28 protein-coding genes are annotated in these 25,849 nt (G+C 67.3%); 11 read left to right on the forward strand and 17 right to left on the reverse strand.

The annotated features are described in order from the left end of the window. From EAH68_RS09980 to lepB, 7 genes are all read right to left on the reverse strand, one after another. A partial coding sequence (locus EAH68_RS09980) for a tyrosine-type recombinase/integrase (protein ID WP_126121193.1) occupies window positions 1–767 on the reverse strand: 767 nt, incomplete at its 3' end. Window positions 768–778: 11 nt separating this feature from the next. Further along, window positions 779–1,942, reverse strand: a complete 1,164-nt coding sequence (dprA, locus tag EAH68_RS09985; RefSeq protein WP_126121194.1) for a DNA-processing protein DprA — start codon at window positions 1,940–1,942, stop codon at window positions 779–781. Next, on the reverse strand, window positions 1,939–3,414 hold the full coding sequence (locus EAH68_RS09990) for a YifB family Mg chelatase-like AAA ATPase (protein WP_126121195.1): 1,476 nt from the start codon (window positions 3,412–3,414) through the stop codon (window positions 1,939–1,941). The genes dprA and EAH68_RS09990 overlap by 4 nt, the downstream gene beginning before the upstream one ends. Further along, complete coding sequence (locus EAH68_RS09995; RefSeq protein ID WP_241228406.1) at window positions 3,401–3,775, reverse strand: YraN family protein; 375 nt, start codon at window positions 3,773–3,775, stop codon at window positions 3,401–3,403. The genes EAH68_RS09990 and EAH68_RS09995 overlap by 14 nt, the downstream gene beginning before the upstream one ends. A gap of 145 nt (window positions 3,776–3,920) precedes the next feature. Beyond that, window positions 3,921–4,226, reverse strand: a complete 306-nt coding sequence (locus EAH68_RS10000) for a DUF2469 domain-containing protein (protein ID WP_042621676.1) — start codon at window positions 4,224–4,226, stop codon at window positions 3,921–3,923. Continuing rightward, on the reverse strand, window positions 4,223–4,855 hold the full coding sequence (locus EAH68_RS10005; protein WP_126121196.1) for a ribonuclease HII: 633 nt from the start codon (window positions 4,853–4,855) through the stop codon (window positions 4,223–4,225). Before EAH68_RS10005 ends, EAH68_RS10000 begins: the two co-directional genes overlap by 4 nt. Continuing rightward, window positions 4,855–5,571, reverse strand: a complete 717-nt coding sequence (lepB, locus tag EAH68_RS10010) for a signal peptidase I (protein ID WP_241228407.1) — start codon at window positions 5,569–5,571, stop codon at window positions 4,855–4,857. Before lepB ends, EAH68_RS10005 begins: the two co-directional genes overlap by 1 nt. 45 nt (window positions 5,572–5,616) lie before the next feature. Between lepB and EAH68_RS10015 the strand changes: the two genes are divergently transcribed. Next, window positions 5,617–7,344, forward strand: a complete 1,728-nt coding sequence (locus tag EAH68_RS10015; RefSeq protein WP_126121198.1) for an ABC transporter ATP-binding protein — start codon at window positions 5,617–5,619, stop codon at window positions 7,342–7,344. A 177-nt stretch (window positions 7,345–7,521) separates the two neighbouring features. Here the strand turns inward: EAH68_RS10015 and rplS are convergent, their stop codons facing one another. Beyond that, window positions 7,522–7,863 carry a 50S ribosomal protein L19 gene (gene rplS / locus EAH68_RS10020; RefSeq protein WP_126121199.1) on the reverse strand — a complete coding sequence of 114 codons (342 nt, stop codon included), beginning with the start codon at window positions 7,861–7,863 and terminating at the stop codon, window positions 7,522–7,524. A gap of 262 nt (window positions 7,864–8,125) precedes the next feature. Here rplS and EAH68_RS10025 point away from each other — a divergent pair, with 262 nt between their 5' ends. The 8 genes from EAH68_RS10025 to EAH68_RS10060 are packed head-to-tail and all read left to right on the forward strand — an operon-like array spanning window position 8,126 to window position 14,099. Continuing rightward, window positions 8,126–8,773: a thiamine phosphate synthase gene (locus EAH68_RS10025; protein ID WP_126121200.1), complete on the forward strand. Its 648-nt coding sequence runs from the start codon at window positions 8,126–8,128 to the stop codon at window positions 8,771–8,773. Beyond that, window positions 8,770–9,828, forward strand: coding sequence for a glycine oxidase ThiO (gene thiO / locus EAH68_RS10030; RefSeq protein ID WP_126121201.1), 1,059 nt, complete (start codon window positions 8,770–8,772; stop codon window positions 9,826–9,828). Before EAH68_RS10025 ends, thiO begins: the two co-directional genes overlap by 4 nt. Further along, window positions 9,825–10,025, forward strand: coding sequence for a sulfur carrier protein ThiS (gene thiS, locus EAH68_RS10035; RefSeq protein ID WP_126121202.1), 201 nt, complete (start codon window positions 9,825–9,827; stop codon window positions 10,023–10,025). The genes thiO and thiS overlap by 4 nt, the downstream gene beginning before the upstream one ends. 2 nt (window positions 10,026–10,027) lie before the next feature. Next, entirely contained in the window at window positions 10,028–10,807 is a 780-nt protein-coding gene (locus tag EAH68_RS10040) for a thiazole synthase (RefSeq protein ID WP_126121203.1), read from the forward strand. Window positions 10,808–10,813: 6 nt separating this feature from the next. Continuing rightward, window positions 10,814–11,881: a ThiF family adenylyltransferase gene (locus EAH68_RS10045; RefSeq protein WP_164546466.1), complete on the forward strand. Its 1,068-nt coding sequence runs from the start codon at window positions 10,814–10,816 to the stop codon at window positions 11,879–11,881. 3 nt (window positions 11,882–11,884) lie between these two features. Beyond that, window positions 11,885–12,613 carry an AAA family ATPase gene (locus tag EAH68_RS10050; protein WP_126121205.1) on the forward strand — a complete coding sequence of 243 codons (729 nt, stop codon included), beginning with the start codon at window positions 11,885–11,887 and terminating at the stop codon, window positions 12,611–12,613. Next, window positions 12,610–13,338, forward strand: coding sequence for an AAA family ATPase (locus tag EAH68_RS10055; protein ID WP_126121206.1), 729 nt, complete (start codon window positions 12,610–12,612; stop codon window positions 13,336–13,338). The genes EAH68_RS10050 and EAH68_RS10055 overlap by 4 nt, the downstream gene beginning before the upstream one ends. A gap of 11 nt (window positions 13,339–13,349) precedes the next feature. After that, window positions 13,350–14,099 (forward strand): amidohydrolase family protein, encoded by a 750-nt coding sequence (locus tag EAH68_RS10060; RefSeq protein ID WP_126121207.1) that lies wholly within the window; start codon window positions 13,350–13,352, stop codon window positions 14,097–14,099. On the opposite strand, the gene wecB is transcribed toward EAH68_RS10060, so the two are convergent. The 6 genes from wecB to EAH68_RS10090 form a co-directional block, all read right to left on the reverse strand. Next, on the reverse strand, window positions 14,084–15,259 hold the full coding sequence (wecB, locus tag EAH68_RS10065) for a non-hydrolyzing UDP-N-acetylglucosamine 2-epimerase (protein ID WP_126121208.1): 1,176 nt from the start codon (window positions 15,257–15,259) through the stop codon (window positions 14,084–14,086). The two genes, EAH68_RS10060 and wecB, sit on opposite strands and share 16 nt — an antisense overlap. Before the next feature lie 242 nt (window positions 15,260–15,501). After that, window positions 15,502–17,247 (reverse strand): DUF2334 domain-containing protein, encoded by a 1,746-nt coding sequence (locus tag EAH68_RS10070; RefSeq protein ID WP_164546467.1) that lies wholly within the window; start codon window positions 17,245–17,247, stop codon window positions 15,502–15,504. Between the two features lie 112 nt (window positions 17,248–17,359). Further along, the gene (locus EAH68_RS10075) at window positions 17,360–18,007 is read right to left on the reverse strand and encodes a 3-keto-alpha-glucoside-1,2-lyase-like domain-containing protein (protein ID WP_164546468.1); all 648 of its coding nucleotides are present in this window, start codon (window positions 18,005–18,007) and stop codon (window positions 17,360–17,362) included. Further along, window positions 18,004–19,335 (reverse strand): glycosyltransferase family 2 protein, encoded by a 1,332-nt coding sequence (locus EAH68_RS10080; RefSeq protein WP_126121211.1) that lies wholly within the window; start codon window positions 19,333–19,335, stop codon window positions 18,004–18,006. The genes EAH68_RS10075 and EAH68_RS10080 overlap by 4 nt, the downstream gene beginning before the upstream one ends. Further along, entirely contained in the window at window positions 19,332–19,679 is a 348-nt protein-coding gene (locus EAH68_RS10085; protein ID WP_126121212.1) for a hypothetical protein, read from the reverse strand. Before EAH68_RS10085 ends, EAH68_RS10080 begins: the two co-directional genes overlap by 4 nt. A gap of 528 nt (window positions 19,680–20,207) precedes the next feature. Further along, window positions 20,208–22,478, reverse strand: a complete 2,271-nt coding sequence (locus EAH68_RS10090) for a Tex family protein (RefSeq protein ID WP_126121213.1) — start codon at window positions 22,476–22,478, stop codon at window positions 20,208–20,210. A gap of 66 nt (window positions 22,479–22,544) precedes the next feature. Between EAH68_RS10090 and EAH68_RS10095 the strand changes: the two genes are divergently transcribed. Together EAH68_RS10095 and EAH68_RS10100 are read left to right on the forward strand one after the other, a co-directional pair. Continuing rightward, window positions 22,545–22,901 carry a GntR family transcriptional regulator gene (locus EAH68_RS10095; RefSeq protein WP_126121214.1) on the forward strand — a complete coding sequence of 119 codons (357 nt, stop codon included), beginning with the start codon at window positions 22,545–22,547 and terminating at the stop codon, window positions 22,899–22,901. Window position 22,902: 1 nt separating this feature from the next. Continuing rightward, a complete protein-coding gene (locus tag EAH68_RS10100) occupies window positions 22,903–23,835 on the forward strand; it encodes a DUF1648 domain-containing protein (RefSeq protein ID WP_126121215.1) in 933 nt (310 codons plus the stop codon). On the opposite strand, the gene EAH68_RS10105 is transcribed toward EAH68_RS10100, so the two are convergent. The 3 genes from EAH68_RS10105 to trmD form a co-directional block, all read right to left on the reverse strand. After that, complete coding sequence (locus EAH68_RS10105) at window positions 23,810–24,523, reverse strand: DedA family protein (protein ID WP_126121274.1); 714 nt, start codon at window positions 24,521–24,523, stop codon at window positions 23,810–23,812. The genes EAH68_RS10100 and EAH68_RS10105 overlap by 26 nt on opposite strands. A 95-nt stretch (window positions 24,524–24,618) precedes the next feature. After that, window positions 24,619–24,993 carry a hypothetical protein gene (locus EAH68_RS10110; protein ID WP_126121216.1) on the reverse strand — a complete coding sequence of 125 codons (375 nt, stop codon included), beginning with the start codon at window positions 24,991–24,993 and terminating at the stop codon, window positions 24,619–24,621. Window positions 24,994–25,015: 22 nt separating this feature from the next. Further along, window positions 25,016–25,849, reverse strand: a complete 834-nt coding sequence (trmD, locus tag EAH68_RS10115) for a tRNA (guanosine(37)-N1)-methyltransferase TrmD (protein WP_126121275.1) — start codon at window positions 25,847–25,849, stop codon at window positions 25,016–25,018.

A 25,849-nucleotide genomic window follows, 5' to 3' on the forward strand; every position in this document is an offset into this window, starting at 1 on the left:
TCCGCCCCGCCCTCGAGCAGGTGGGTCGCCGCGGTGTGCCGCAACCCGTGGGGACTGACGTCATGGCCGGTGACCTGCCCGGCCTTCTCCACCACCCGCCGCACCTGGCGGGGGTCGATCCGACTGCCGCGCACCCCGACGAACAGGGCCGGGGTGTCCCCGGCCAGCTCCGGACGCCCGGTGCGCAACCACTGTTCGAGGGCGTCGGCGGCGGCTCGGCCGAAAGGGACGACGCGCTCTTTATCCCCCTTGCCCCGCACGCGGACGGTGTGGCGGGTCAGGTCCAGATCCTTGATATCCATGCCTGTGAGTTCAGCGACGCGCACCCCGGTGGCGTAGAGCAGCTCCAGCATGGCTGAATCACGGAGGAATTCGGTCTCATCGCGGGAGGCGGCATTGCCCACGAATTCACTCGCCTTGTCCATGCCGAGCACCTCCGGCAGCGGCCGGTTCACCTTCGGAGTGACCAGGCGGGCGGCGACATCCGAATCCAGGTGCCCGTTCCGCAGGGCCCAGCGGGAGAAGGACTTCAGCGAGGCCGTGCGCCGGGCCAGCGTCGCCCGGGCCTTGCCTTCTGAGACCGCGACCGCCAGCCACCCGCGCAGGGCCGGCAGGGTGAAGTCCCGGAAGGTGGGCACGTGGTCGGCCAGGTCGAGCAGATCGGAGCGGTAGCCGCGCACGGTCGCCTCGGAACGTCCCAGTACCAGCCGGGCATGTTCCGCGAAGTCCTCGACGGCCTCCCGAAGCTGGGACTGTTGTGCGCTCATGGCGCCCAAGCCTATCCCTCGGACACCTCCACCCGCGACCAGGCGGTGCCGTCCAGCCGCACAACATTCCGGCGCGCCAGGTCCATGAGCAGATGGACCGCCAGAGGCAGAGGCAGGCCGGCGCCGGCCGCGATCTCCTGGGCCGTGGAACCCCCGGGGGCGCAGGCATCGAAGACCCGCAGTTCGTTGCGCGTCAGAGACTGCACCGGCGTTGCAGCGTAGGCCAGTTCGTACTGCTCCGCGACGTCGAGGGCCCCGATCGCACCGAGCAGGCCGCGGACGTCGTCGGCGCCGGTGACCAGTTGCGCCCGGCCCTGTCTGATCCGTTCGTGGCAGCCCAGGGAACCAGCACTGGTGACCGGGCCCGGCACGGCCATGGTCACCCGGCCGAGCCCTTCGGCCCAGCTGAGGGTGTTCAGCGCCCCGGAGCGCCAGGCTGCCTCGACGATGACGGTGCCGGCGGTCAGTGCCGCGACGAGTCGGTTGCGGGTGAGGAAGCGGTGGCGTTGCGGGTTCATGCCGGGCGGGTATTCACTGATGACGCAACCCTGGGCGGCAATGCGGTCCAGGAGGGCTCCGTTGCGGGCCGGGTAGGTGCGGTCGATGCCGCAGGCGGCCACCGCCACGGTGAGCCCGCCGGTGGCCAGGGCGGTCTCATGGGCGACGGTGTCGATGCCCAGCGCCGCCCCGGAGACGACCGTCCAGTGGTGGGTGGCCAGGCCCTGGACCAGCTGGCGGGTGGCCTCATGCCCGTAGCGGGTGGCCGCGCGGGTGCCGACAACCGCAACCGACTGCGCGACGGCCTGATCCAGGGGCATGCCCCGCACCCACAGGACATGGGGTGGGATGGCATCAGCCTGGTAGCTGCGGAGGTGGTCACTGCGGCCGGTGGCGGCAAAACCGAAGGCCCGGTCGAATTCCGCCAAGGGCCATTCGGCGCATCCGGGGTGGATCAGCCGGGCGCCGACGGCTGCGGCGTCGGCCAGGTCCTGTTCGGCCCGGTCCCAGTTGTGGCGGGAAGCGGTCTGGGTGGCCAGTTCACCGATCCAGGTGGCCCGGCGGCGCACGCCGCGGGCGATCTCATCGGCGTCACGACCGGCGTCGAGAAGCTGCTGCAGCGGTCGGCTGGGGCCTTCGACGACGCGGTTGAGGTACGCCCAGGAGAGCTGGCTCATGCCCCCTCCCGCAGGTCCAGGGCGCGCGCGACATGCCCGAGGTCCGGGCTGGCGGCCCCCTCGAGGTCGGTCAGGGTCCAGGCGAGTTTCAGGCAGCGGTCGACGCCGCGCTGGGTGAGCTCCCCCTCGGCGAGCAGGGCCCCGAGCATCGCCATGCCAGCCTCATCGGCGGGGTGGTGCCGACGCAGTTCGTGCGGGTCCATCATCGCGTTGGCCATGCCCCAGCGATGTTGTGCCCGCTCCCGAGCCAGGTGCACCCGTCCGGCGATGGTGCTGCTCGGTTCCGCGTCCCCGGCGTCCAGGACCGCACCGGTGGCGGAGGTGGCGGCCACGATGTCGAGCCGGTCGCGCAACGGTCCGGAGAGGTTGTCCAGGTAGGAGGAGCGCTGACGGGAAGTGCAGCGGCAGCGGGCCGGGTCCTCCGCCGCGCACCGGCAGGGGTTGGTGGCGAGGATGAGCTGGAACCGGGCGGGGAAGACAACCTCCCGGCGCGAACGGATGAGCCGGACCTGTCCGTCCTCGAGTGGGGTGCGCAGCCCGTCGAGGATGGCGGCGGGTACTTCGGAGACCTCGTCGAGGAAGAGCACCCCGTGGTGGGCCAGGCTCACCGCCCCTGGCCGCGGTGTTCCGGAGCCGCCGCCGAGGAGGGCTGCCCGGCTGATGGAGTGGTGGGGGTCGATGAAGGGTGCCTGCATCATCACCTGGCCGCGGCCGGCGATGGAGTGCACGGCGGTGGCCTCGAGCGACTGGGTGGGACTGAGCGGGGGCAGGATACCCGGCAGGCGGGCGGCGATCATGGATTTTCCGGATCCGGGTGGTCCGATGAGCAGCATGTGGTGTCCGCCGGCAGCCGCGACCTCCGCTGCCAGGCGCGCCTGGGGTTGACCGGCCAGGTCCGCGAAGTCGGGGATCCGGCGTCGGGGTTCGGGCACGGAACCCCTCGCCACGGGCAACTCTCCTTCTGCTGTGGTCCAGTGCCAGGCCTGGACCAGGGTTTCCGCGGTGTGGACGTTCAGCCCCTCGACGAGGGTGGCCTCCTCCGCATTGCCCGGTGGGATGACCGCATGGCTGAAGCCGTGTGTGCGTGCTGCCAGCAGGGCGGGCAGTACGCCGGGCACCGGCCGGACCGTACCGTCCAGTCCCAGTTCACCGACGAACACGGTCTGCTCCAGGCGGTTGCGGTGTGGTGTGGCGCCGGCGGCGAGCACCGCCAGGGCGGTGGGCAGGTCGAAATGCGAGCCGGATTTGCGCAGTGAGGCCGGTGACATGGACACGACGATCTTCGTCTTCGGCCAGCTCAACCGGGAGTTGGCCACGGCGGTGCGGATCCGGTCGCGGGATTCGGTCACCGCAGTATCCCCCAGGCCGACCAGGTGGATGCCCGGCAGGCCGGGGCCGATGTTGGCCTCCACGGTGACGATCCGGGCGGTGACCCCCTCCAGGGCCACGGTGTGACTTCTACCGAGCGCCATGTTCAACCCCCTCGTAGACCTCGGTGTCGAAGCCGTGGCCGGTGCGGGTGAATACGACGACGTCGAAACGCACGGCGGTGCCGGGTCTGCCTTCGAGCCAGCGGGCGGCGGCACGGCGCAGGCGGGCGAGCTTGCGTCCGGTCACGGCCTCCGCGCCCCCGAAACCCGGGCCGGAGCGGGTCTTGACCTCCACGAAGACGATGGTGCCGTCCGTTTCCCGCGCGATGAGGTCGAGTTCCCCGACGGGATAGGCGACGTTGCGGTCGATGATCTCCGCCCCGCGGCGCCGGTAGAGCTGCGCGGCGCGTTCCTCCCCCAGCCGCCCGAGCCGGCTGCGTCGACGGTGCATGGATGTGCTCATGGTGTTTCCCCCTGATCAGATGACGGTGTCTTCTCCCCCTCACCATCACCCGGGCACGGGCTCCCCCACCAGTGCCTGATACGCGAAAAAACCGCGAACTGTGGATAACCCCCGTTATCCACAGCCGCGGCGTAGGCGGAGTTGACTACTCCGGCAGGATGAGGTCCGGTTTGTCCAGTTCCTCGATGTTGACGTCCTTGTAGGTGATCACCCGGACGTAACGCACGAAACGGGCGGAACGGTACATGTCCCACACCCACGCGTCCGACATGCGGACCTCGTAGTAGACGTCCCGGCCCTCGGTGTGCGGGATCAGCTCCACGGCGTTGGCCAGGTAGAAGCGGCGCTCGGTCTCCACCACGTAGGAGAACTGGCTGACCACGTCCCGGTACTCACGGTAGAGGGAGAGTTCGACCTCCGCCTCGTAGTTGTCGAGTTCCTCAGCGCTCAATGATCTGCCTCCTGCGTGCTCAGCCATTCGCCGTGGGCCTTCACGACGTTGGCATAAGTGTATCGGTGCTCCCCTGTTGCACCGTGACGGCGCACCGCAGCCATGTGCGCCTTCGTGGAATAACCCTTGTGCGAGGCCAGGCCGTAGCCGGGGAGGCGCCCGTCCATCTCCACCATGTGCCGGTCACGGGTGACCTTCGCCAGCACGCTGGCCGCGGAGATGCACCGCATGGCCGCGTCGCCGCCGAGCACCGGCAGGTGCGGGGCGGTCAGCCCGGGGATATGCCAGGCGTCGGTGAGCACATAGCCGGGCCGCACACCCAGCCCGGCCACGGCGCGGCGCATCCCGGAGATGTTGGCGGGCTGGATGCCGCGGGCGTCGATGTACGCGGCGGAGATGCTGACCACGGACCAGGCCACGGCGGCGTCGATAATCAGCGGGTAGAGCCGCTCGCGGACCGCGGGCGTGAGCTTCTTGGAGTCCGTGAGGCGTTCCAGGCCGGGCAACTCCCCCTCAGGCAGGACACAGGCCGCAACTGTCATCGGCCCGCAACAGGCACCCCGGCCGGCCTCATCGACCCCCGCCACCGGTCCCAGACCATGGGCGGCCAGCAGCTCCTCCGGACGCACTACTGCTGGATCGCGGGGTCGTCGACGCCACCGATCCGGTTGAACGGGAAGATGATGAACTGTACCTTGCCACGGATGTTCTCCTCCGGGATGCTCCCCTGGAACTCATCGCCGATGTGGGCGCGGGAATCTGCGGAGTTGGTGCGGTTGTCGCCCATCATGAAGTAGTTGTCCTCCGGCACCGTCAGCGGGCCGAAGTAGGGGCCACCGCAGGCCTCGGAACCGGTCTCGGGATCCACCGGGTAGGCCACCGGCTCCAGCGTGTAGGACTGGTCGACCGGCTCCCCGTCGACCATCACCGCCGGGTCGTCGGCCTGGCAGGACACCGTCTGACCACCCGTGGCCACGATGCGCTTGACCAGGTCATTCTCATCCGGGGCCACCAGGCCGATGTAGGAACCGACGTTCTGCAGGCTGCGGACGACATCGTTCTCGGAGCGCTGGGACACGAAGCCCTGGTTCCAGGAGTCGGTGCCCTTGAACACCACCACATCACCGGGCTCAGGATCACTGAAATTGTAGCTGATCTTGTCCACGAAAATCCGGTCACCCGTACAGCCCTCACAGCCGTGCAGGGTCGGTTCCATCGACTGGGAGGGGATCATGTAGACCCGGCCCACGAAAGTCTGGAGGAGAAAGATCGCCAACAGCGTCAGCGCGATGACCACCGGGATCTCGATATACCAGGGGGCCTGCTTCTTCTCCGTATCAGTCACGATGAACGAGCTTAGCAGCCGCTGACCGCCGTACACTTGTACACCATGGCCTCGTCCACCGTGTCACCGTTCCGCACCCTGCTGTCCATGCTCGCCCACCACAAGGGCGTGCTCACCGTGGCAGTGGTCATGTCGCTGGTCGGCTCCGCCCTCGGGCTGGTGCAGCCGCTGGTGGTCAACCAGATCATCTCCACCATCGGTGACGGACCCGTCGCGGCCCTCGTCTGGCTGCTGGTGGGCCTGCTCATGGGTTCCTCGGTGCTCTCCGCGCTGCGCTCCTACCTGCTCACCCGCACCGCCGAGACCGCGGTCCTGGCCACCCGCCACCGGCTCATCGCCCGGCTGCTGCGTCTGCCCATCCCGGCCTACGACCGCCACCGCACCGGCGACCTGGTCACCCGCCTCGGCTCCGACACCACACTGATCCGCTCCGCCTTCAACGGCGGCCTGGTCGAGGCCATCGGCGGGGTGGCCACCATGGCCGGCGCGATCGTGCTCATGGCCCTGGTCGACGTCTTCATGCTCGGTATCGTCCTGGCCGTCGTGGTGGTCACCCTCGTCGCGGTGGTGGGCACCTCCACCCTCATCCAGCGTTACACCAAAAAGGCCCAGGAGGCCGTCGGCGACCTGGGCGCCGGAATGGACCGTGCGCTGGTGGCTGTGCGCACCATCCGGGCGGCCGGTGCGCAGGACCGCGTCGAGACCGGTCTGCGTGCCGACGCCGACACCGCCTGGCTCCAGGGCGTGCGCATCGCACGGGTCGCCGCGCTGATCTTCCCCGCCGCCGGACTGGCCATGCAGGGCAGCTTCCTCGCGGTCCTGGGCATCGGTGGCGCCCGCGTCGCCGCCGGCACCATCAGCGTCGCGGATCTGGTCACCTTCGTCCTCTACCTGTTCATGGTCTCCATGCCGCTGGGATCCATCTTCGGCGCGGTCACCACCATCCGGCAGGCCATGGGCGCGATCGAACGCATCGGGCAGATCTTCGACATCGAACCCGAGTCCACCGAGGGGCAGGCAGCGGAACCGGCACACTCCATCACCTTCGACGACGTCTCCTTCGCCTATGAGACAGCCTCCGAGGACCAGGAGACGCGGCCGGTGCTCAGGGACATATCCGTGGACATCCGCGCCGGGGAGAAGACCGCCATCGTCGGTCCCTCCGGCTCCGGAAAATCCACCATGCTGGCCCTCATCGAGCGTTTCTACGACCCCACTTCGGGCCGTCTCCTGCTCGGCGACCAGGACATGTCGGAACTCACCCGCGCTTCCGTGCGCCAGGTCGTGGGCTACGTCGAGCAGGAGGCCGCGGTGCTGGCCGGCACCGTGCGGGAGAACCTCACCCTCGGGGCCCCGGAGACCAGCGACGAACGCTGCTGGTGGGCGCTCGACCAGGTGAACCTGCGCGAACGCGTCGCCGGAACCGATGGTCTGGACACCGTCCTCGGCGACCGCGGACTGACCCTCTCCGGTGGTCAGCGCCAGCGCCTCGCCCTGGCCCGCATGCTGCTCATGGACACCCCCATCCTGCTTCTCGACGAACCCACCTCCGCCGTCGACTCCCAGAACGAGCAGCTCATCCTCGACGCCATTGACGCCTCCGCCGAGGGCCGCACCCTGGTCGTGGTCGCCCACCGCCTGTCCACGGTCACCGACGCCGACCAGATCATCGTCCTCGACGCCGGCCGGGTCGTGGCCACCGGCACCCACGCCGAACTGCTGGAATCGAGTCCCCTCTACCGCAACCTCGCGTCCCGGCAGCTGCTGGGCTGAGCCGGCGATTTCCCCGCCGTCGAGATCACCTCTTCGAGAGGACCCTGCCCGGGTCGAGATCAGGGGTGACCTCGACGAGGCCCTATCGGGGAGGTGATCTCGACCCCCTGGCAGTGCCACCCCAGAAAAGGCGAAAACCCGCCGCCCACCAGGGGCGACGGGTCAAACGCGGAAAGCTCAGCGCTTCTCCTTGATGCGGGCAGCCTTGCCGCGCAGCTCACGCAGGTAGTAGAGCTTGGCGCGACGGACGTCACCCTTGCGGATGACCTCGAGCTTGTCGATGTTCGGGGAGTGCAGCGGGAAGGTACGCTCCACGCCGATGCCGAAGGAGACCTTACGGACGGTGAAGGTCTCGCGGATGCCGGAGCCCTGGCGGCGGATGACGACACCCTTGAACAGCTGGGTACGCTCGGTGGAGCCCTCGATGACCTTGACGTGGACGTCAACGGTGTCACCCGGGCGGAAGGCCGGGATGTTCTCGCGCAGCTGCGCGGAATCAACCTTGTCGAGAATGTTCATGCGACATTTTCCTTTTCATGTTCTGGACAGAGGACCCTGGCGGCTTCTCCCCGGTTGGGGCGCTCGACCGGTTCGTATCCGATACAGACAACCCGAATATTCTCCCACAGTCGCACGGCACGGGCAAAATCCAGGGGCGATGGCCTACACTGTCCTCGACCCCACGGGCGCCCGAGGCATCGGGCTGAGATCGCGCTGCCGCCTACGCGAGGACCGTACGAACCTGTCTGGTTAGCACCAGCGAAGGAAGAGAGGCCAGGCTGTGCCATCCATTGATCTCCGTTGTTATCTGGTCACCGGCGCCGGTTCCCGTGAGCATGTCGTCGATGTGGCGCGCGCGGCGGTGGCGGGTGGTTCCCGGATTGTGCAGGTGCGCAGCAAGCCGATCTCGGCACGCGATCTCTACGCGCTGACCGAGCAGGTCGCCCTCGCTGTGGGTGACCGGGCCCATGTGCTTGTCGACGACCGCGTCGACGTCGCCCTCGCCCTGCGCCACCGCGGCATCCCGGTCCACGGGGTGCATGTCGGCCAGGATGATCTGGCTGTCCGCGATGTCCGCGCCCTGCTGGGGGCGGATGCCGTCATCGGTCTGACCACCGGCACCCGCGAACTGGTGGCGGCAGCCAACGAGCTGGCTGATGTCCTCGACTACGTCGGGGCCGGCCCCTTCCGACCCACCCCGACGAAGGACTCCGGCCGTGAACCTGTCGGGTTGGCCGGTTACCGGGAGCTGGTGGAACTGTCGAAGGTGCCGGTGGTGGCCATCGGGGACGTCACCGCCGATGACGCCGCTGAACTCGCCGGCACCGGTGTCGCCGGTCTGGCTGTGGTGCGCAGCCTCATGAGTGCCGCTGATCCGGCCGCCTACGCACAGCGCCTGATCCGCGATTTCGAGCAGGGTCGCCCATGAGCACCCTCACCGTTGTCGGCGGTGGGCTGGTCGGCCTGGCCACCGCCTTCCGCCTGGCCGAACGCGGCCACGGCGTCACCCTCGTCGACCCCTCCCCCGCCTCCGGGGCGACGCACCACGCCGGTGGCATGCTCGCCCCGGTCGCGGAGGTCGTTTACCGGCAGGACGCGCTGTTCCCGCTCATGCTGCGTTCGGCGGAGCTGTATCCGGGGTTGATGGCGGACGTCGCAAAGCACACCGCGTTGCCCACCGGTTACCGCACCGAGGGCACCCTCGTCGTGGCCGCGGACCGCGCGGATGCCACACACCTGGCGGAACTCACGGACTACCAGGCGGCCCACGGAATGAGCGCCGAACGCCTGCCGCTGCGCCGGGCACGGCAGCTGGAACCGGGGCTGAGTCCCCAGTTGGCCGGTGCCGTACACATCCCGGGCGACCACCAGGTCAACCCACGGCTGTTCGCCGCCGCGCTCCTCGACGCCCTGGGCAACCTCGGCGTGGAGATCATCCGGGAGCAGGCCACCAGGCTGCCCGGGGGACAGACCATCCTGGCCAACGGCCTCGGCGCCACCGCGCTGTACCCCGGCCTGCAGCTGCGGCCCGTCTACGGCGACATCCTGCGCCTGGGTGTGCCGGAGTACCTCGATCCCCTGCTCAGCCGCGTGGTGCGGGGCTTCGTCGAGGACCGATCTGTCTACCTCATCCCGCGCACCGACGGTACCCTCGCGATCGGGGCCACCTCCCGCGAGGATGACCGCCCCACCCCGCAAGCCGGCGGGGTCCATGACCTGCTGCGCGACGCCATCCGGCTGGTCCCCGGCGTGGAGGAATGCGATTTCCTCGAGGCCACCACCGGCGCGCGCCCCGGCACCCCGGACGACCTGCCCTATCTGGGCCGGGTCTCCGCAGAACTCATCATCTCGACGGGGTATTTCCGCCACGGGATCCTGCTCACCGCGCTGGCCGCCGAGGCGACGCTCGCGCTGGTGGAGGGCCGCGATCCCGGCATTGATCTCTCCGCCTGTGAACCGAACCGACACCAGGAGTTGCCATGAACCTGACCGTGAACAACCAGCCCGTCACCACTGAGGCCACCACGCTCGCCGGCCTGCTCGAGGAGACCCTCGGCCGGCTTCCGGACGCCGGGGTGGCCGTGGCCGTCGACGGTGACGTCGTGCCCCGCTCCCAGTGGGACGCCAACCTCGTCGAGGGCCAGTCAATCGACATCCTCACCGCAGTCCAGGGAGGTTAGTCATGCTCACCATCGCCGACCGCACCTTCGACTCCCACCTGATCATGGGCACTGGCGGGGCGACGTCCATGTCCATGCTGGAGGAATCACTGCTGGCCTCCGGCACGGAGCTGACCACGGTGGCCATGCGCCGCCACGCCGCGAAGACCACCGGTGAATCCGTCTTCGACATGCTCCAGCGCCTGGACATCGCTCCACTGCCCAACACCGCCGGCTGCCGCACGGCCCGTGACGCCGTGATCACCGCGAAGCTCGCCCGGGAGGCGCTGGGCACCAACTGGGTGAAGGTCGAGGTCATCGCCGATGAGCACACCCTGCTGCCCGATGTGGTCGAACTCATCGACGCCTGCGAACTGCTCGTCGCCGAGGGTTTCGTCGTGCTCGCCTACACCTCCGACGACCCGGTCGTGGCCAGGCGTCTCGAGGACGTCGGCTGTGCCGCGGTCATGCCGCTGGGCTCGCCGATCGGCACGGGGCTGGGCATCCTCAACCCGCACAACATCGAGCTGATCTGCTCGCGCGCGGGCGTGCCCGTACTTCTCGACGCCGGCGTCGGCACCGCCTCCGACGCCGCCCTGGCCATGGAACTGGGTTGCGACGGCGTGCTGCTGGCCTCTGCCGTCAACCGCTGCCAGGATCCGGTCGCCATGGCCACCGCCATGAGATACGCCGTGGAAGCCGGCCGGCTGGCGCGGGACGCGGGGCGCATCCCGAAGCGGGAGCACGCCCTGGCCTCCTCCAGTTTCGACGGGCTGGTCTCATGGTCGGACCAGGTGCTGTAGTTGACCGTGACCCTGCCTGATTCCGAGCTGCGCCGCACCGCCCGCCAGCTGGCCCTGCCCGGCTGGGGCATTGAGCAGCAGCAGCGCCTGTTCAACTCCCACGTCCTGGTCATCGGCGGCGGCGGCCTGGGCTGCCCCGCGATGCAGTCCCTGGCCTCCGCGGGTGTCGGCCACATCTCCATCATCGATGACGACACCGTCGACATCACCAACATCCACCGCCAGATCCTCTTCGGTGCCGATGACGTCGGCCGACCCAAGGTGGAGGTCGCGGCCGAGCGCCTGCGCCAGCTGCAGCCGGACATCACCGTCACCACGCTGAACAAGCGCCTGACCGTGGACAATGCGGTGGAGATCCTCTCCGGGGTGGACCTGGTGCTCGACGGCTCGGATTCCTTCACCACCAAATACCTGGTGGCCGATGCCGCCGAGATCACCGGCACGCCCCTGGTCTGGGGCACGGTGCTGCGCTTCCGCGGTGATGTCTGCCTGTGGACCGACGGTGTGGGCCTGCGTGACCTCTTCCCCGTCCAACCCACCGGCGACTCGATCCCCGACTGCGCCACCGCCGGGGTCCTCGGTGCCACCACCGCCACCATCGGGGCGATGATGGCCACCGAGGCGATCAAATTCCTCTCTGGGCTGCCCACGAAGCCTGGCCGCATGCTCAGCTATGACGCGCTGACCGCGACGACCCGCAGCTTCACCGTCGTCGCCGATCCGCAGCGCCCGCGGGTGACCGCTCTGCAGCCCGACTACGCCGACGCCGTCTGCGCGGTGGGGCCGTCGCCGGAGGAGCTGCTTGACAGCGTCCGCGCCGGTCACGCCACCCTCCTGGACCTCCGCGAGCCGCATGAGTGGTTGCTCGACGACTCGCTGGCTGAGCTGGATCCGGTGCGACTGCCGCTCTCCGCGGTCTCCGGACCGGAGTCTGTCCGCGGGGCCCTCGGTGGGGCGCAGCGGGTCATCGTCCACTGTGCCTCCGGGGTGCGCAGCGCCGAGTTCTGCCGTACCTGGGCAGACCTGGGCTATGAGCTGGTGGACCTGCCCGGCGGCATCAACGCGTTGAACTGAGCCGTGTTCCTCACCGCCGCGCGTCTCGACGTCCCGCCGGAGCACGTGGCCCACTACCTCGCCGGGTTACCGGTGGTCACGGCCCTGGCCGGGGAGGGAATCGGGTTCACCGCCCCGGTCACCGTGCTCACCGGGGAGAACGGGGTGGGCAAGTCCACCCTCCTGGAGGCCCTGGCCGTAGGTATGGGGTTGAATCCGGAGGGTGGTTCCCGACACGCGCGTTTCGCCAGCCTCGACCAGTCGGTCTCACCGCTGCACCACTGGCTCACACTGAGCCGGCGTCGCAATCCCCGCGACGCCTTCTTCCTGCGCGGGGAGTCCTTCCTCAACCTCGCCGGTTATTACGCCGGCCTGGAACCCGCTCCCCGGGGCCCGCGCATGGATGACCTGCAGGCCATGAGCCACGGGCAGTCCCTCATGGCCCTGTTCGAACGGCGTCTGCACGCCGAGGGCCTGTTCTTCCTCGACGAGCCGGAGGCCGGCCTGTCGGTCCTGCGCCAGCTGGAGCTCATGGGAAGACTCTTCCACCTGGCGGCGGGTGGATCCCAGATCATCATGGCCACCCATTCCCCCGTTCTGCTGGCGGTGCCGGGAGCACAGATCCTCGAGATCAGTGCCAGGGGGATCCGGCCCCGTGGTTTCGAGGACACTGAGGCGGTGTGTGCCGCCCGGGAATTCATCACGGACCCGGAGGGGACGGCCGCCTTCCTCATTTCGGAGGAGGAGTCATGACACCGTTCGTCCACGCCTACTTCCTCTACGATTATTCCGCTGCCTGGAAGACACCGCCGTGGGTCTTCGAGGTGCCGGCCTTCCGTGCGCTACGGGAACGCGGCCGGTTGCCCCTGGATCGGCCGGTCACGCTGATCACCGGGGAAAACGGCGTGGGTAAGTCCACCCTGCTGGAGGGCATCGCCGTCAGCTGCGGTTTCAACGACGCGGGCGGTCCCTTCGGCGCCGAGGTCGGCAGCCGGGTCAACCCGTTGCGCCACGTCGCCACCGTCCAGCGGGGCACCCGCACGATGGACGGCTATTTCCTGCGGGCCGAGGCCCACTTCAACATCGCCACCGACTACGGCGGCAGCGCCCCGGGCGTGGTGGATCTGCACCGGATGTCGCACGGTGAATCCGTGATGCAGGTGGTGCAGGAGGCCTTCCACGGCAACGGCCTCTACCTGCTCGACGAGCCGGAATCCGGGCTGTCGACGATCCGCCAGATGGCTCTGCTCGGTGAGCTCCATGCAGTGGCGCAGGCCGGGGCGCAGTTGATCATCGCCACCCACTCCCCCGTCCTGCTCGCGATCCCCGGTGCCGAGGTCTGGGAATTCACCGCGGACGGGGAGCTGCTCCGGGGCCTGACCGTGCAGCAGACGACGGCCTTCCGGGCCCTGCGGGATTTCCTGGCGGATCCGGAAGGCATCGCGGAGTTCATGGTGGGGGTGACGGAACCGGAGTAGAAATGGCGGGCATGCCATGCCTCTTCGACGCCCACCTCCACATCATCGACCCGGCCCGCCCGCTGGTGGAGAACAACGGCTACCTGCCGGAGCCCTTCACCACGCAGGACTACCTCGCCCGGGTCAAGGGCCTGAACGTTGCGGGTGGGGCCGTGGTCTCCGGCTCCTTCCAGGCATTCGACCAGGGTTATCTCCTCGATGCCCTGGCCCAGCTCGGGCCGAACTTCGTCGGCGTCACCCAGCTTCCGGTGCACACCCCCGACGGGCGGATCCGGGAGCTTGCCGACGCCGGCGTGCGCGCCGTCCGCTTCAATCTCCGCCGCGGTGGCTCGGCGGGGATCGGGGACCTCGACCGTTTCGCCCGGCGCGTGCATGACCTGGTCGGCTGGCACACCGAGCTCTACGTCGACAGCCGGGAACTGGCGGAACTCGAACCGATGCTGAGCTCCCTGCCGGCGGTGAGCATCGACCACCTGGGACTGCACCCCGACGGTCTGCCCGCCCTGCTGCGTCTGGTGGAGGTGGGGGTGAAGGTCAAGGCCACCGGCTTCGGCCGCATCGACCTCGAGCCGGTGGCGGCGATGCAGGCCATCATGGCGGTCGACCCGACCGCACTCATGGTGGGCACCGACCTGCCCTCCACCCGGGCGCGCCGCCCCTTCGACGACCACGACCTCGGCATCATCGCCGAGGCCGTGGGCCCCGATAACGTCGGGGCGGTCTTCTGGGGTAACGCGGAGTCGTTCTACCTCAGGGCCTGACCTGTGGGAACGGTCACCATGCCGAACTCCTCGATCCGCTCCCCCACGCCCAGCAGTTCAGCAATCGCCGCGACACACCGCTCGGCTGCCCGGCCGTCGCCGTATGGGTTCACGGCATTGGCCATGACGGCGTAGGCCGCAGGATCATCCAGGAGGTTCTGGACCTCATCGATGATGCGCCGGCGGTCCGTCCCGACCAGCTTCACGGTTCCGGCGGTCACCGCCTCCGGCCGCTCCGTGTTCTCCCGCATCACCAGAACCGGCTTGCCCAGCGAAGGAGCCTCCTCCTGGACGCCCCCCGAATCCGTGAGGACCAGCGTGGAACGGTTCATCAGGCTGGTGAACTGGTCGTAGGGCAGCGGGTCGGTGACGATGACGTTCTCCATCTTCTCCACCTCCGGCAGGACCGCCTCCCGCACCCTCGGGTTGAGGTGCAGCGGCAGCGCAAAAATCACGTCCGGGTACACCCGGGCGAGTTCCTGGATCGCCGAACCGATCTCCACCATGGCATCGAGGTTCTCCCGGCGGTGGGTGGTGACCAGGACGAGGCGCCTGTCCGAGGCCACGGCTGAGACCAGCGCCGGGTCGTCGAAGTCCACCTTCCGCTTCACCACCGTCAGCAGAGCGTCGATGACGGTGTTGCCGGTGACCACGATGTCGGCGGGGTCGAAATTCTCCAGGGTCAGATTCTCCCGGGCTGCTTCGGTGGGAGCGAGATGCAGGGAGGCCACCTGGCTGATCACCCGGCGATTCGCCTCCTCCGGGAAAGGGGAGGCGATGTTGCCGGTGCGCAGCCCCGCCTCGATGTGGACGACCCGGGTACCCCGGTTGAAACCGGCCAACGCAGCTGCCATCGCCGTGGAGGTGTCACCCTGGGAGATGATGACGTCGGGCTGCTCCTTCTCGATGATCACATCCAGCCCCGCGAGGGCACGGGAAACCAGTTCGTTGAGAGCCTGGCCCTGTTTCATCAGGCCCAGGTTGTAGCGGGGGCTGATGCCGAAAATGCCGTTGACCTGCTTTAACATTTCTCGGTGTTGGCCGGTGGAGACGGGGACGGACTCAAAACGTGCATCATTCTGCAGGTGGGAAAGTATGGAGGCAACCTTGATCGCCTCGGGACGGGTGCCGTAGACGGTCATGATCTTGGGGAGAGACATGGGAAACCTTCTCGTTGTGTGAGTGCGCACCTGACCGCCGGGAGGCAGCTGTGCGGCAGATGGAAAAGCCTTGGATGGGGCGCTCCGCGCTGGAGCCGGTCTCATCCGGCTGTCCCACCACAGGGGTGTGATGGTCCGTCCAGCGGGGAGTGCATTGTTCATGGACAGTCACCTCTTCGTTCCGCATGGGTTCAGGCTCTTTGTCATCACCTTGTCTTGAGGCAGAGGAAACATCGGGGCCCCTACAACTCAGTGGAGGGGACGAAGGTGTAGCCCAGATCGGTGATGCCGGTGACCAGCTCGTCCAGGTACTCCACGGGCAGATAGGGGTGGAAGAAGAAGCTGGCGGTGGATTCACGGACCACCAGGTTCCGCTTCGCGTTGTCCACCAGGAAGGCTGGGGGACGTGCCGGGTGGTTGTTCTGCATCTCCTCGGTGACGTTGCCGAGGTTCTCCGGCAGGATCGTCGTCCCGTACACGTCATGGACCCGGTAGGGGAAGATCTGCGTGACCGGCTGCGCATCATCATCAAAGTGGATGCCCGTGGTCAGACCCGGGAAGTACTGGACACGTTCGTAGCGGTAGTCGTAGCTGTCCCCGATCGCTTCGTAGGCGTTCGGGGAGGCGCCGTAGTGCGGCACCTCAAACTGGTCGGGATCGCCCAGGCCTGCCTCGATCATGAGCTGTCTGCCCCGCTCGAGCCGGGTGGCATGGTCTTCGATGCTGTCACGGCTGACCGGTCCCGTCAGGCGGACCCAGGATGTCTGGCGGCAGTCCTCGAACTCAAAGGGCGGGAACTCAGTGGCGCTGCACTTCGCGCGGTAGAACTCGTAGTCGGCTCCACTGGTCGCGCCCTGGTAAGGGTTGTGGATCGTGCCGTACTGGTGGCTGGTTCCGTGCTGGATCAGGGTTCCGCCTCGTTCCTGCATGTACTTCAGGGCCTTGACAACATGGGGCCGGTCCAGGAGTGAGACGCCGTAGTGCCGGACAGGGTCGGTGTCGGGAACCTCGGAGGTGTGGAAGGGGACGACGGCTACCTGGAACGGGATGTCGCGTTCGTACAGGTGGTCGGCGACCCTGCGCAGCGCCCTCGGGTTGGCCTCCGGTCCAACGTCCTCGAACCGGACCGCCGCCTTCTGCGTGGGGGTGGTCTCCGGCGCCAGGAGATCATAGAAGAGGTCCGCGTACGCCAGGTGGTGGGAGTTCTCCTCGATGACATCCAGGGGGATGTCGATCACGTAGGTGATGTTCCCGGAACGGATGGCCCACGGGAAATCGGTTCCCTCCGCACCGCGGCATTCCTTGGGTTTGTCCCTGCTCCCGCAGAGCGCCTTTCCAAGGACCTCGACCTTCGCGACGTCGGTGATGGCCGGCACGTAGATGAAGCCGGTGTCCGCGGACCGCTCGAGTTCCTGGTCCTTGTAGAGGATTTTGGTGATCTCGTCGGAGTTGTTGATCCTCGAGGAGCTGGGCAGCCAGCCGTAGCGGGCGCCGAATTCCTGTGCCTGGGGGGAACCCTCATATCCGCTGAGCAGATGGATGTTGGCACCCACCCACATCACCTTCGTCCGTCCGTCGGTCATGTCGCGGATCAGGGGATCAGGCAGGTCCGCACCGAATCGTGCGCCCACGTACACCGCTGCGTCATAGTCGTGCATCTCACCGGGCTGGTATTCGACTGCATGGCGCATCGTGGCCTGGCCGAAGTGGGTGGCGAGGTTGGCGGTGCCGAGTCCGTGGAGGTCCGCTCTCGCACTTTCATTGTCGTAGAGGACGAGGGTCCGCTTGCCCCCTTCCTGTCCGAAGGTCGCCGGGAACAGAGACTTGGTGACGGGGGCATCCACATCCGGGTCATCGTGGTAGTCGTCGATGAACTCGTCGGTGACGACTGATTTCTCCCCGGCCATGATGGAGTCATCCGCGACGAAGAAGATCAGGTACGCAGCCACCACCAGGCTGACGAGCAGCGAGGTGAATATGATCGCCAACGCAGAGCCGTTCCCCGGTTTCTTTTTCCTAGTTTTGATCGCATTCACCTTGGCCACACTCCAGAATTTCAGGCATTGAAAGTTGAAGAACTGTTTTCCAGTTGTCTGTCTGTCAGTCCGCCGACTGTGCGGACTCAATCTCCAGGTCACTGAATCGGACCTTCGCATCCTCGGTGTAGAGGCCGATGGAACCCCGGTGGTAGGGGGTCTCGGTATCGGTGAACTCACCGAGTTGCACACCGTCGGCGAAGACGGTGATGGTGTTGCCCACCTGGACTATCCGGGCGCGGTAGTCCTGGTTGACGGGAAATCTCGGTTCATGCCCCGACATGAGGAACCTCTGGTTTCCCCGGTAGTCGGGGTCCTGTTTCGACAGTTCCCATCCGTTGGGTTTAAGGGCGAGGGCGTAGAAGTGCTCGTCGTCCTGGTAGTCCCAGAGGACCCACCCGACCTCCCACGTGTTCGGCTCGCCCTGCCGGACCTGTTCCTCTGTACGGACCGTCACCGAGAAGTCGATGTCGCCCTCGAATTCCTCATCCGTCACCACCAGGCATGCGTGGGTTGTGTCCTCATCGGTGGCGGAGGTCGGATACATGAGCACCTCCCGGTCATCACCGGTGACCATGCCGTAGCCGTGGTAGGCGAGCCGCCATTTCCCGTAGCGATGCCCCTCCTGCCAGCCACCGTCGCCGCAGGCGGTGAGCGTGCCCAGCAGGGCACCGGAGGCGGTCATCACGAGCAGTTTCTCCTTCCAGCTCATGATCCTGCCGCCACGGCTTCCCCCGTCTGGTCCCCGGCGATCTCCTCCGGGTTCTCGGCGAGGCGCTCGGTCTTCGCCCAGCTGGTTTTTCCTCTGAGCAGGCGGAACAGTGCTGTCCATCCGGCGATCATCCACAGGAAGGCGTAGAAGACGAAGGCCTGGCCGAGGAGCATCGACCTGATCCATCCCAGGGACCGCTCGGACTGGCGGTAGATCAGTCCGAGGATGGTCGCCGGGCCGAAGGCGAACAGGTAGGTGCTCACCCACGTCCAGCTGAAGTACGCGGTGCCCCGCGAGATGCTGATGGTCAGGTCCACGAACCACAGGAAGAAGGACAGCGTGAACAGGGAACTGATCAGCAGCAGGGAGGGGCTGGTCAGGTGGTAGCACAGGTCGACCCGGCCGGAGCCACGCAGACGGGTGAACACGTCGGGCAGCAGCGTCCAGGCCTGCAGGTGGCCCTGGAACCAGCGGGTCCGCTGCCTGACCCACCGCCGGAGACTGACCAGTCCCTGCTGGTGCACGGCCACCTCAGGGCAGAAGTCCAGACGGTATCCCTCGAGGATCAGGCGGACACCGAGATCGAGGTCCTCCGTGAGGGAGTCGCTCCAGGGGTCCTGCCCCAGACTGTTCAACGCGGACAGACGGACGAACTGGCCGTTTCCGCCGAGTCCGGTACTACCTAGTTTCACCCGGCCGCGCTGGAACACCTCGGTGTAGATCACGAACTCGAAATCCTGGAAGCGGGCCAGCAGGCTGGAGCGTCGGTTGTTGATCCGCACGCCGATCTGGACTCCGCCGAGCTCAGCTTCATCAAAGGCGGGTAGCACGTACTCGAGAGAGCGTTCGTCCATCCTGCCATCCGCGTCGACGACCACGATGATCGTGTTCTCCGGGTCCGGTGCGCCGATCACCCCGCCGGCACCGATGTGGCTGATCGCGGCGTTGAGCGCTCGGCCCTTGCCTTTCCGCGCGTTCGGCAGGGTGCGCTGCAGAAGATGGACGCGAGAATCGTCGAAGGAGCGGACGACATCCGCGGTCCCGTCATCGGAACCGTCGTCGACCACCAGGATGGCGGTGCGCGGGTAGTCAATGCTGAGCAGTCGTTCCACGCTTGCGCCGATCACCGCCTCCTCGTTCAGGCAGGGAAGAACGAAGACCACGTCATAGGCTTCCCCACCCGGTTCGTCGGCGCGCCGGGGAACCCAGGCAGGCTTCCGGAACCGGGAGCTGACCAGCATCATCAGCATGTAGAAGACGAAGATGAGGACCAGGGATATGGCGACGATGAGAACTAGGTCAATGCGCTGGCCGTTGATGAGGATCATTTCAAGGGCTCCTTTTTCGTGTGCCCGGACACAGGCGACCCGGCGGGCGCGGAGTTGCGTTCCAGCGGGGAGAACACCTTATTGCCGCTCTTCATGCCGGGCAGAGCAGGCGCGATGTCCTTCTTGCGGTGGGAGTCCCGGGGCTTCGGCAGTGAGTTGAGGGGTTCTCCTGTGGTGCCGGTGTATTTCACCGATGACTTCCCCGGCCGCCATGTCAGGAGGAGGGCGATGGCGATGGTCAGCACATAGGCCAGGAACAGCACACTGGCGACACGGAGGGTCAGACGACTCACTCCATACGCTGTATCGGCGAACATTGACATGTCCAGAAGCAGCATTGACATGAGTTTTTCCTTAAATGGGATTAAACCGGAACCATGCAATTTGCATGCTATGTCAAGCATTCGAGCCTTACCTACCATATCGATAAACCCGGAAAACATTATTTTTCCGCGATACGTCCGCGACCTGCACTTTCGAATGGTTTTACCGCCGAAAATAGGGCAACCAACGGGGTCAATCATTGGTTTGATTTTGGCTTTTAATCACACCTTTATTCGCCTTTCCCACATGGAGGGAACGGCACATGTCCGACCTGAAGGCGCCCCCACCTCACAGTCCCTTCCCTGCCACGCCCCCACCACCAGCCACGGAGGCAGGACAGCCCTAATTACACGGAAAAAGGCGGTCTAATATTCCTACCCTCGAAAAATGCCCCCGACACGTACTTCACTTCACCCCCACACCCTCCGACGAGACAGGTCCACCCACGAGCTGGGGTGGACCACCGGGATTACCCTCCGCCCACCAGAAAAAGGTCGTGTGAAAAATCCTGAGCGGACACTCCCCCCACTCCCGACGACCAGTGCTGGCTAGCGGCCGAGCCCGGCACGCTTGAGGGCCTCGGCCATGCTCCCTGCCGGCGCCGCCGGCTTCTGTTGCTGGTGCTGTCCACGGGGACGCTGCTGCTTCTCGCGCCTGGGCTTCTTGGCGGGCTGACCGGGCTCGTCGTCAAGCCGCAGGGAGAGGCCGATGCGCTGACGGTCGACGTCGGCCTCCATGACCTTGACCCTGACCACCTGGCCGGAGCGGACCACCTCGCGGGGGTCGGAGACAAATTTATCGCTCATCGCGGAGACGTGCACGAGCCCGTCCTGGTGGACGCCGACATCGACGAAGGCACCGAAGGCGGCGACGTTGGTGACGGTGCCCTCCAGGATCATGCCGGGGACCAGGTCGGAGATCTTCTCCACACCCTCCTTGAAGGTGGCGGTGCGGAATTCGGGGCGGGGGTCGCGGCCGGGTTTGTCCAGCTCGGCGATGATGTCGGTGACGGTGGGTATGCCGAAGGTGTCGTCGGCGAAATCAGCGGGGCGCAGCTGGGAGAGCACCCGGGTGTTGCCGATGAGTTCGTCGACGCCCAGGCCGGTGGCCGCCGCGATGCGGGCGACGACGGGGTAGGCCTCTGGGTGTACGGCGGAGGCATCGAGGGGGTCGCTGCCGCCGGTGATGCGCAGGAAGCCGGCGCACTGTTCATAGGCCCTGGGTCCCAGGCGCGGGACCTTGAGCAGGGCCTTCCGGTTGGGGAAGGCACCGTTGTCATCGCGGTGGGTGACGATGTTCTTCGCCAGGGTGGCGGTGACGCCGGCGACACGTTCGAGCAGCGGTACGGAGGCGGTGTTGAGGTCCACGCCGACGGCGTTGACGGCGGATTCCACCACGCCGTCGAGGGTGCGGGCCAGGGCCGTCTGGTTGACGTCGTGCTGGTACTGGCCTACGCCGATGGCCTTGGGGTCGATCTTGACCAGTTCCGCCAGTGGGTCCTGCAGGCGGCGGGCGATGGAGACGGCCCCGCGCAGGGAGACGTCCATACCGGGGAATTCCGCGGCGGCCAGCTCGGAGGCGGAGTAGACGGACGCCCCTGATTCGGAGACGACGACCGGGGTGGGGCGTTTTCCTCCGGCGGTCTGGATCAGGTCGGCGACCTCGTTGCCCAGCTTCTCGGTTTCCCGGGAGGCGGTGCCGTTGCCCACGGCCAGCAGGTCGACGCCGTGGGTGGCGCACAGGCCGGCGAGTTCCTGGCGCGCGGCCTCCCAGCGGTTCTGCGGCTGGTGTGGGTAGACGATGGTGGTGGCCAGCACCTTACCGGTGGGGTCGACGACGGCGCATTTCACGCCGTTACGGAAGCCCGGGTCCAGGCCGAGGGTGGCGCGCTGTCCGGCGGGGGCGGCGAGCAGGACGTCGCGGAGGTTGGTGGCGAAGACGTCGAGTGCGCCTTCCTCGGCGGTCTCCTTCAGCCGCATGCGCACGTCCAGTCCGGAGGAGACGGCGAGTTTGGTGCGCCAGCCGAAGCGGACGGCGTCGGCAAGCCAGGTGGACTGGTCGACGGGCAGGTCGAAGCGCCCGGCGATCATGCCCTCGTAGACGGTGTCGTCCCCGGGGTCGAGGTTGAGGTGGAGGATGCCCTCGGATTCGCCGCGCAGCAGCGCCAGGATGCGGTGGGAGGGCAGCTTCGTGAAGGGTTCGGCGAACTCGAAGTAGTCCTTGAATTTCGCCCCCTCCTGCTCTTTACCCTTGATGACGCCGGCGGTGAGCTGCCCGGTGCGGTACATCTGCTCGCGGACCTCGCCGACCAGGTCGGCGTCGAGGGCGAAGCGGTCGATGAGGATGGCGCGGGCGCCTTCGAGGGCCTTCTTCTCCTCCTCGAAACCCTCGGTGAGGTAGGCGGCGGCCAGGGTGGCGGGATCAGCGGCGGGGTCCTTGATGAGCGCATCCGTCAGTGGTTCCAGGCCTGCCTCGCGTGCGATGTCGGCCTTGGTGCGGCGGCGTTTCTTGAAGGGCAGGTAGAGGTCCTCGAGGCGGGCCTTCGTCTCGCAGCCCTGGATCAGTGCACGCAGGTCCTCGGTGAGTTTGCCCTGTTCCTCAATGGCGGCTAGCACGGTCTCCTTGCGTTCTTCGAGTTCACGCAGGTAGGTGGCGCGTTCCTCGATGGTGCGCAACTGGGTGTCGTCAAGTCCGCCGGTGGCTTCTTTCCGGTAGCGGGCGATGAAGGGGACGGTGTTGCCCTCGGCGAGCAGGTCAAGGACGGCGCGGATCTGGTCCTCGCGCACGCCGAGTTCACGGGCGATGGTGGTGGCGATCATTCGCCCTATTCTAGGCCACCCTAATAGTGCTAGTATAGGTAGCACAACTAGTGAAAGGAGGATGAGTTGCTCATCCAACTCGACGCCGCCTCCCCAACCCCCATCTACGCCCAGCTCGTCGCCGCGCTGCGCAAAGCCATCACCGACGGTGACATCCGTGACGGCGAGCGCCTGCCCACCGCAGCGGACCTCGCCGCCGCCCTCGACCTCAACCGCAACACCGTGCTGCGCGCCTACCGCGACCTGCGCGACGAGGGGCTGGTTGAACTGCGCCGCGGACGTGGCGCCACCGCCATCACGCCCACCGGAAGGCCGGACGGGGATGTCGAGAAACATCTCGACGCCCTCGCCGCAGCCGCCCTGAAATCCCGGACCCCGCTCGCTGCGCTCATCGCCGGCCTGACCATCAGAGGAATTTCCTGAGATGAACCGCTACCTGCTCACCACCACCGGCATCCCGGCACTCACCCTGCTGGCCGCCGTCATCTGGTCCCTGACCATCCTGGGTGAACTACCCGACCCCGTGGCCAGTCACTTCGGTGCCGATGGCACCGCGGACGGTTTCTCCTCCCCGCTCACGCTCATCCTCGGCCTCGCCGTCCTCGGGGTGTTCCTGCTGGCGCTTTTCGCCGCGATCGCCCGTTCCGGTTTCACCTCCGGGACCTCCGCACGCTTCATGGCCGGCATCGGCGCCGGTTCCGTCATCCTCCTGGCGGTACTGCTCGCGCTCATGCTGGACGCGCAGCGCGGGCTCACCGACGCCACCGCCGCCACACTCGACGGCTCCCTCCCCCTCGCCTTCGGCATCGCCGCCGCCGGTGGTCTGCTCGTCGCCCTGCTGGCCCGGCCCGTGGTCACCGAGACCCCCGTACCCGAGCCCGCCGAGATCCCGCTCAGCGACACCTCCCGGGCGGTGTGGTTCGGCTCGGCGCGCGTCTCCGGCTGGATTCTGGTGGTCTTCGTGACAGGCGCCGTGGTGATACTGATGGCCGCCGTGTACATGCTTCTCGACACCCAGTGGCTCCTGGCCGCCGTCCTCTTCATCTCATTCCTGCCGCTGGTGGCGCTCACCGGCGTGCACGTGCGTGTTGACGCCCACGGCATCCACTGGCGCCTGCTCCCCGGGATCCCGCGCAGGACCATCCCCTACTCCGCGGTGACCGGCGTGTCCGTGGTGGACATGCGCCCCGGTGACTGGGGCGGTTGGGGCTGGCGTCTCGGCCCGCACGGTCAGGCGCTGTTCTTCCGCAGCGGTGAAGGCCTGCGCATCGAACGCGCCAGGGGCGCCGCCTTCCACATCAGCGTCGACGACGCCTCCCACGGGGCCGCCCTTATTCGGGCGTATCTGGATTCCTGACGTCCTTCTTCCCGGAGCGGGCCCGCCGCTGCGCCTGGAAGACGGCCACCGCCACCAGGGCGAGGGTGATCCACAGCAGGTAGCGGTTGATCACGTTGACGACCTCGAGCACCTGCTCACCGAAGGTGTAGCCCAGCCACATCATCAGGCCGTTGACCACGAGGATGCTCACCACGTTGATGGCGAGGACCACCCAGAACCGGATCTTCAGCAGCCCGGCGACGGCGTTGACCACCGAACCCGGCACCGGGCCCGGCAGGTAGGAGACCGGGATCAGGCCCACGGTGCCGGCCAGAAGGCGGGGCGACTCGTTGTCCACGGCCCGCCGGAAGATCCGGTGTGCACGGGGCATGTACTGCAGGGACATGTCGATGAACTCCGTGCCCCATTTCCGCCCCATCGCCCAGTAGATGGGCATGAACTTCACCGCGCCGAAAACCGAGCACAGCAGGTAGACGACGACCAGGCCGTTGCCGACGGAGGCGTTGGCACCAGCCACCACCGCACTGGTGTAACCGCCGACCAGCAGCGTGTACGCCAACGGCTGGGTGAGCAACCAGGCACGCAGGGGAATGATCACCACCGACCACAGGCCCATGAGCAGCAGCGCGGCGAAGAGGATCTTGTCGGTGCGGTCGGGCTGGGCGAGGAAATCGGGCAGTTCCGGTTCCGGCTTCTTGTCTGTCATCGTCACGCTGGCCCTGCCATCCCTGATCGTGTGAGTGTTCCGTACCGATGGTAGCCATCACCCCTGCCCCGGCGCGGGAGGCCGCGCGGATCAGGTCAGGAACGGTCCTGCCAGGCGCAGGAGGCACTGATGCCGGGCTCGGTGGGACCCTCCAGGCTGGTGCCGTACCAGTAGGAGTTCTCCGGCAGGGCGGCGACGACAGCCTGGGTGGCCTCCCGCAGGGGCAGCCCGGAGACACCGTTGATGATCACCCGGTGCAGGGACTCCACCACCGGGTAGTGGCCCTGCTCCTGGGAGAACTGGGTGATGAGCATGTTGTCGGGTTCGCAGGTGAGGTCGACGACGTCCCCGTGTACCGTGCGCACCTCGTAGCCGCGCCCGGCCAGGCTCGCGGGCAGTTCCACAGCCACGCGCGCCCACTCGGCGGGCCTGATCAGCAGATTCAGGTCAGTGGAGATCTCGCGGTCCATGTCTCCACGCTACTCCCCCGCCTCAGTCCAGGCCCAGCACCTTGCGGTCGGCCGTCGAGAGCTCGACGTCGGCAAGCAGTTCGGGGCGGACGGCCTGCGTGCGCAGCAGCGCCTGGTCGCGACGCCAGCGGTCGACCTTGGCATGGTTGCCGGAGAAGAGCACCTCGGGCACATCCAGCCCACGCCAGGAACGTGGCTTGGTGTAGCTGGGCCCCTCGAGCAGGCCGTCGGAGAAGCTGTCCTCCTCGTGGGAACGGCGGTTGCCCAGCACGCCGGGGATCAGGCGGACGATGGCCTCGGCGATGACCAGCACAGCGACCTCCCCGCCGATGAGGACGTAGTCGCCGATGGAGACCTCGCGCACGCGGTAGCGCTGGGCAGCGTCATCGACGACGCGCTGATCGATACCCTCATAACGCCCGCAGGCGAAGACGATGTGCTCCTCATTGGACCAGGCCTGGGCATCTTCCTGGGTGAAGGGCTTGCCCGCCGGGGTGGGCACGATCAGCAGTGGCAGATCGGAGTCCTCGCCACCGCCGTAGGCCTGCTTGTCGACGCCCGCCAGCTCATCGTGGCGTGGTTTGTCGACGTGCGGGAGGGAGGAGGTCAGGTCCTCACCGGAGGCGGTGCCGGCGGCGACGTCGTCAAGCGCGGGTCCCCAGACCCCCGGCTTCATCACCATGCCGGGGCCACCGCCGTAGGGGGTGTCGTCGACGGATTTGTGCACGTCGGTGGCCCACCGGCGCAGATCGTGCACCCCGACGGAGAGGATGCCCTGCTCGATGGCCTTGCCCAGCAGGGCGTGGCGCAGCGGCTCGAGGTACTCGGGGAAGATGGTGAGAACATCCAGGCGCAT

The sequence above is a fragment of the Corynebacterium hylobatis genome (genome assembly GCF_003955685.1).
In the GTDB taxonomy this organism is placed as follows: Bacteria; Actinomycetota; Actinomycetes; order Mycobacteriales; family Mycobacteriaceae; genus Corynebacterium; species Corynebacterium hylobatis.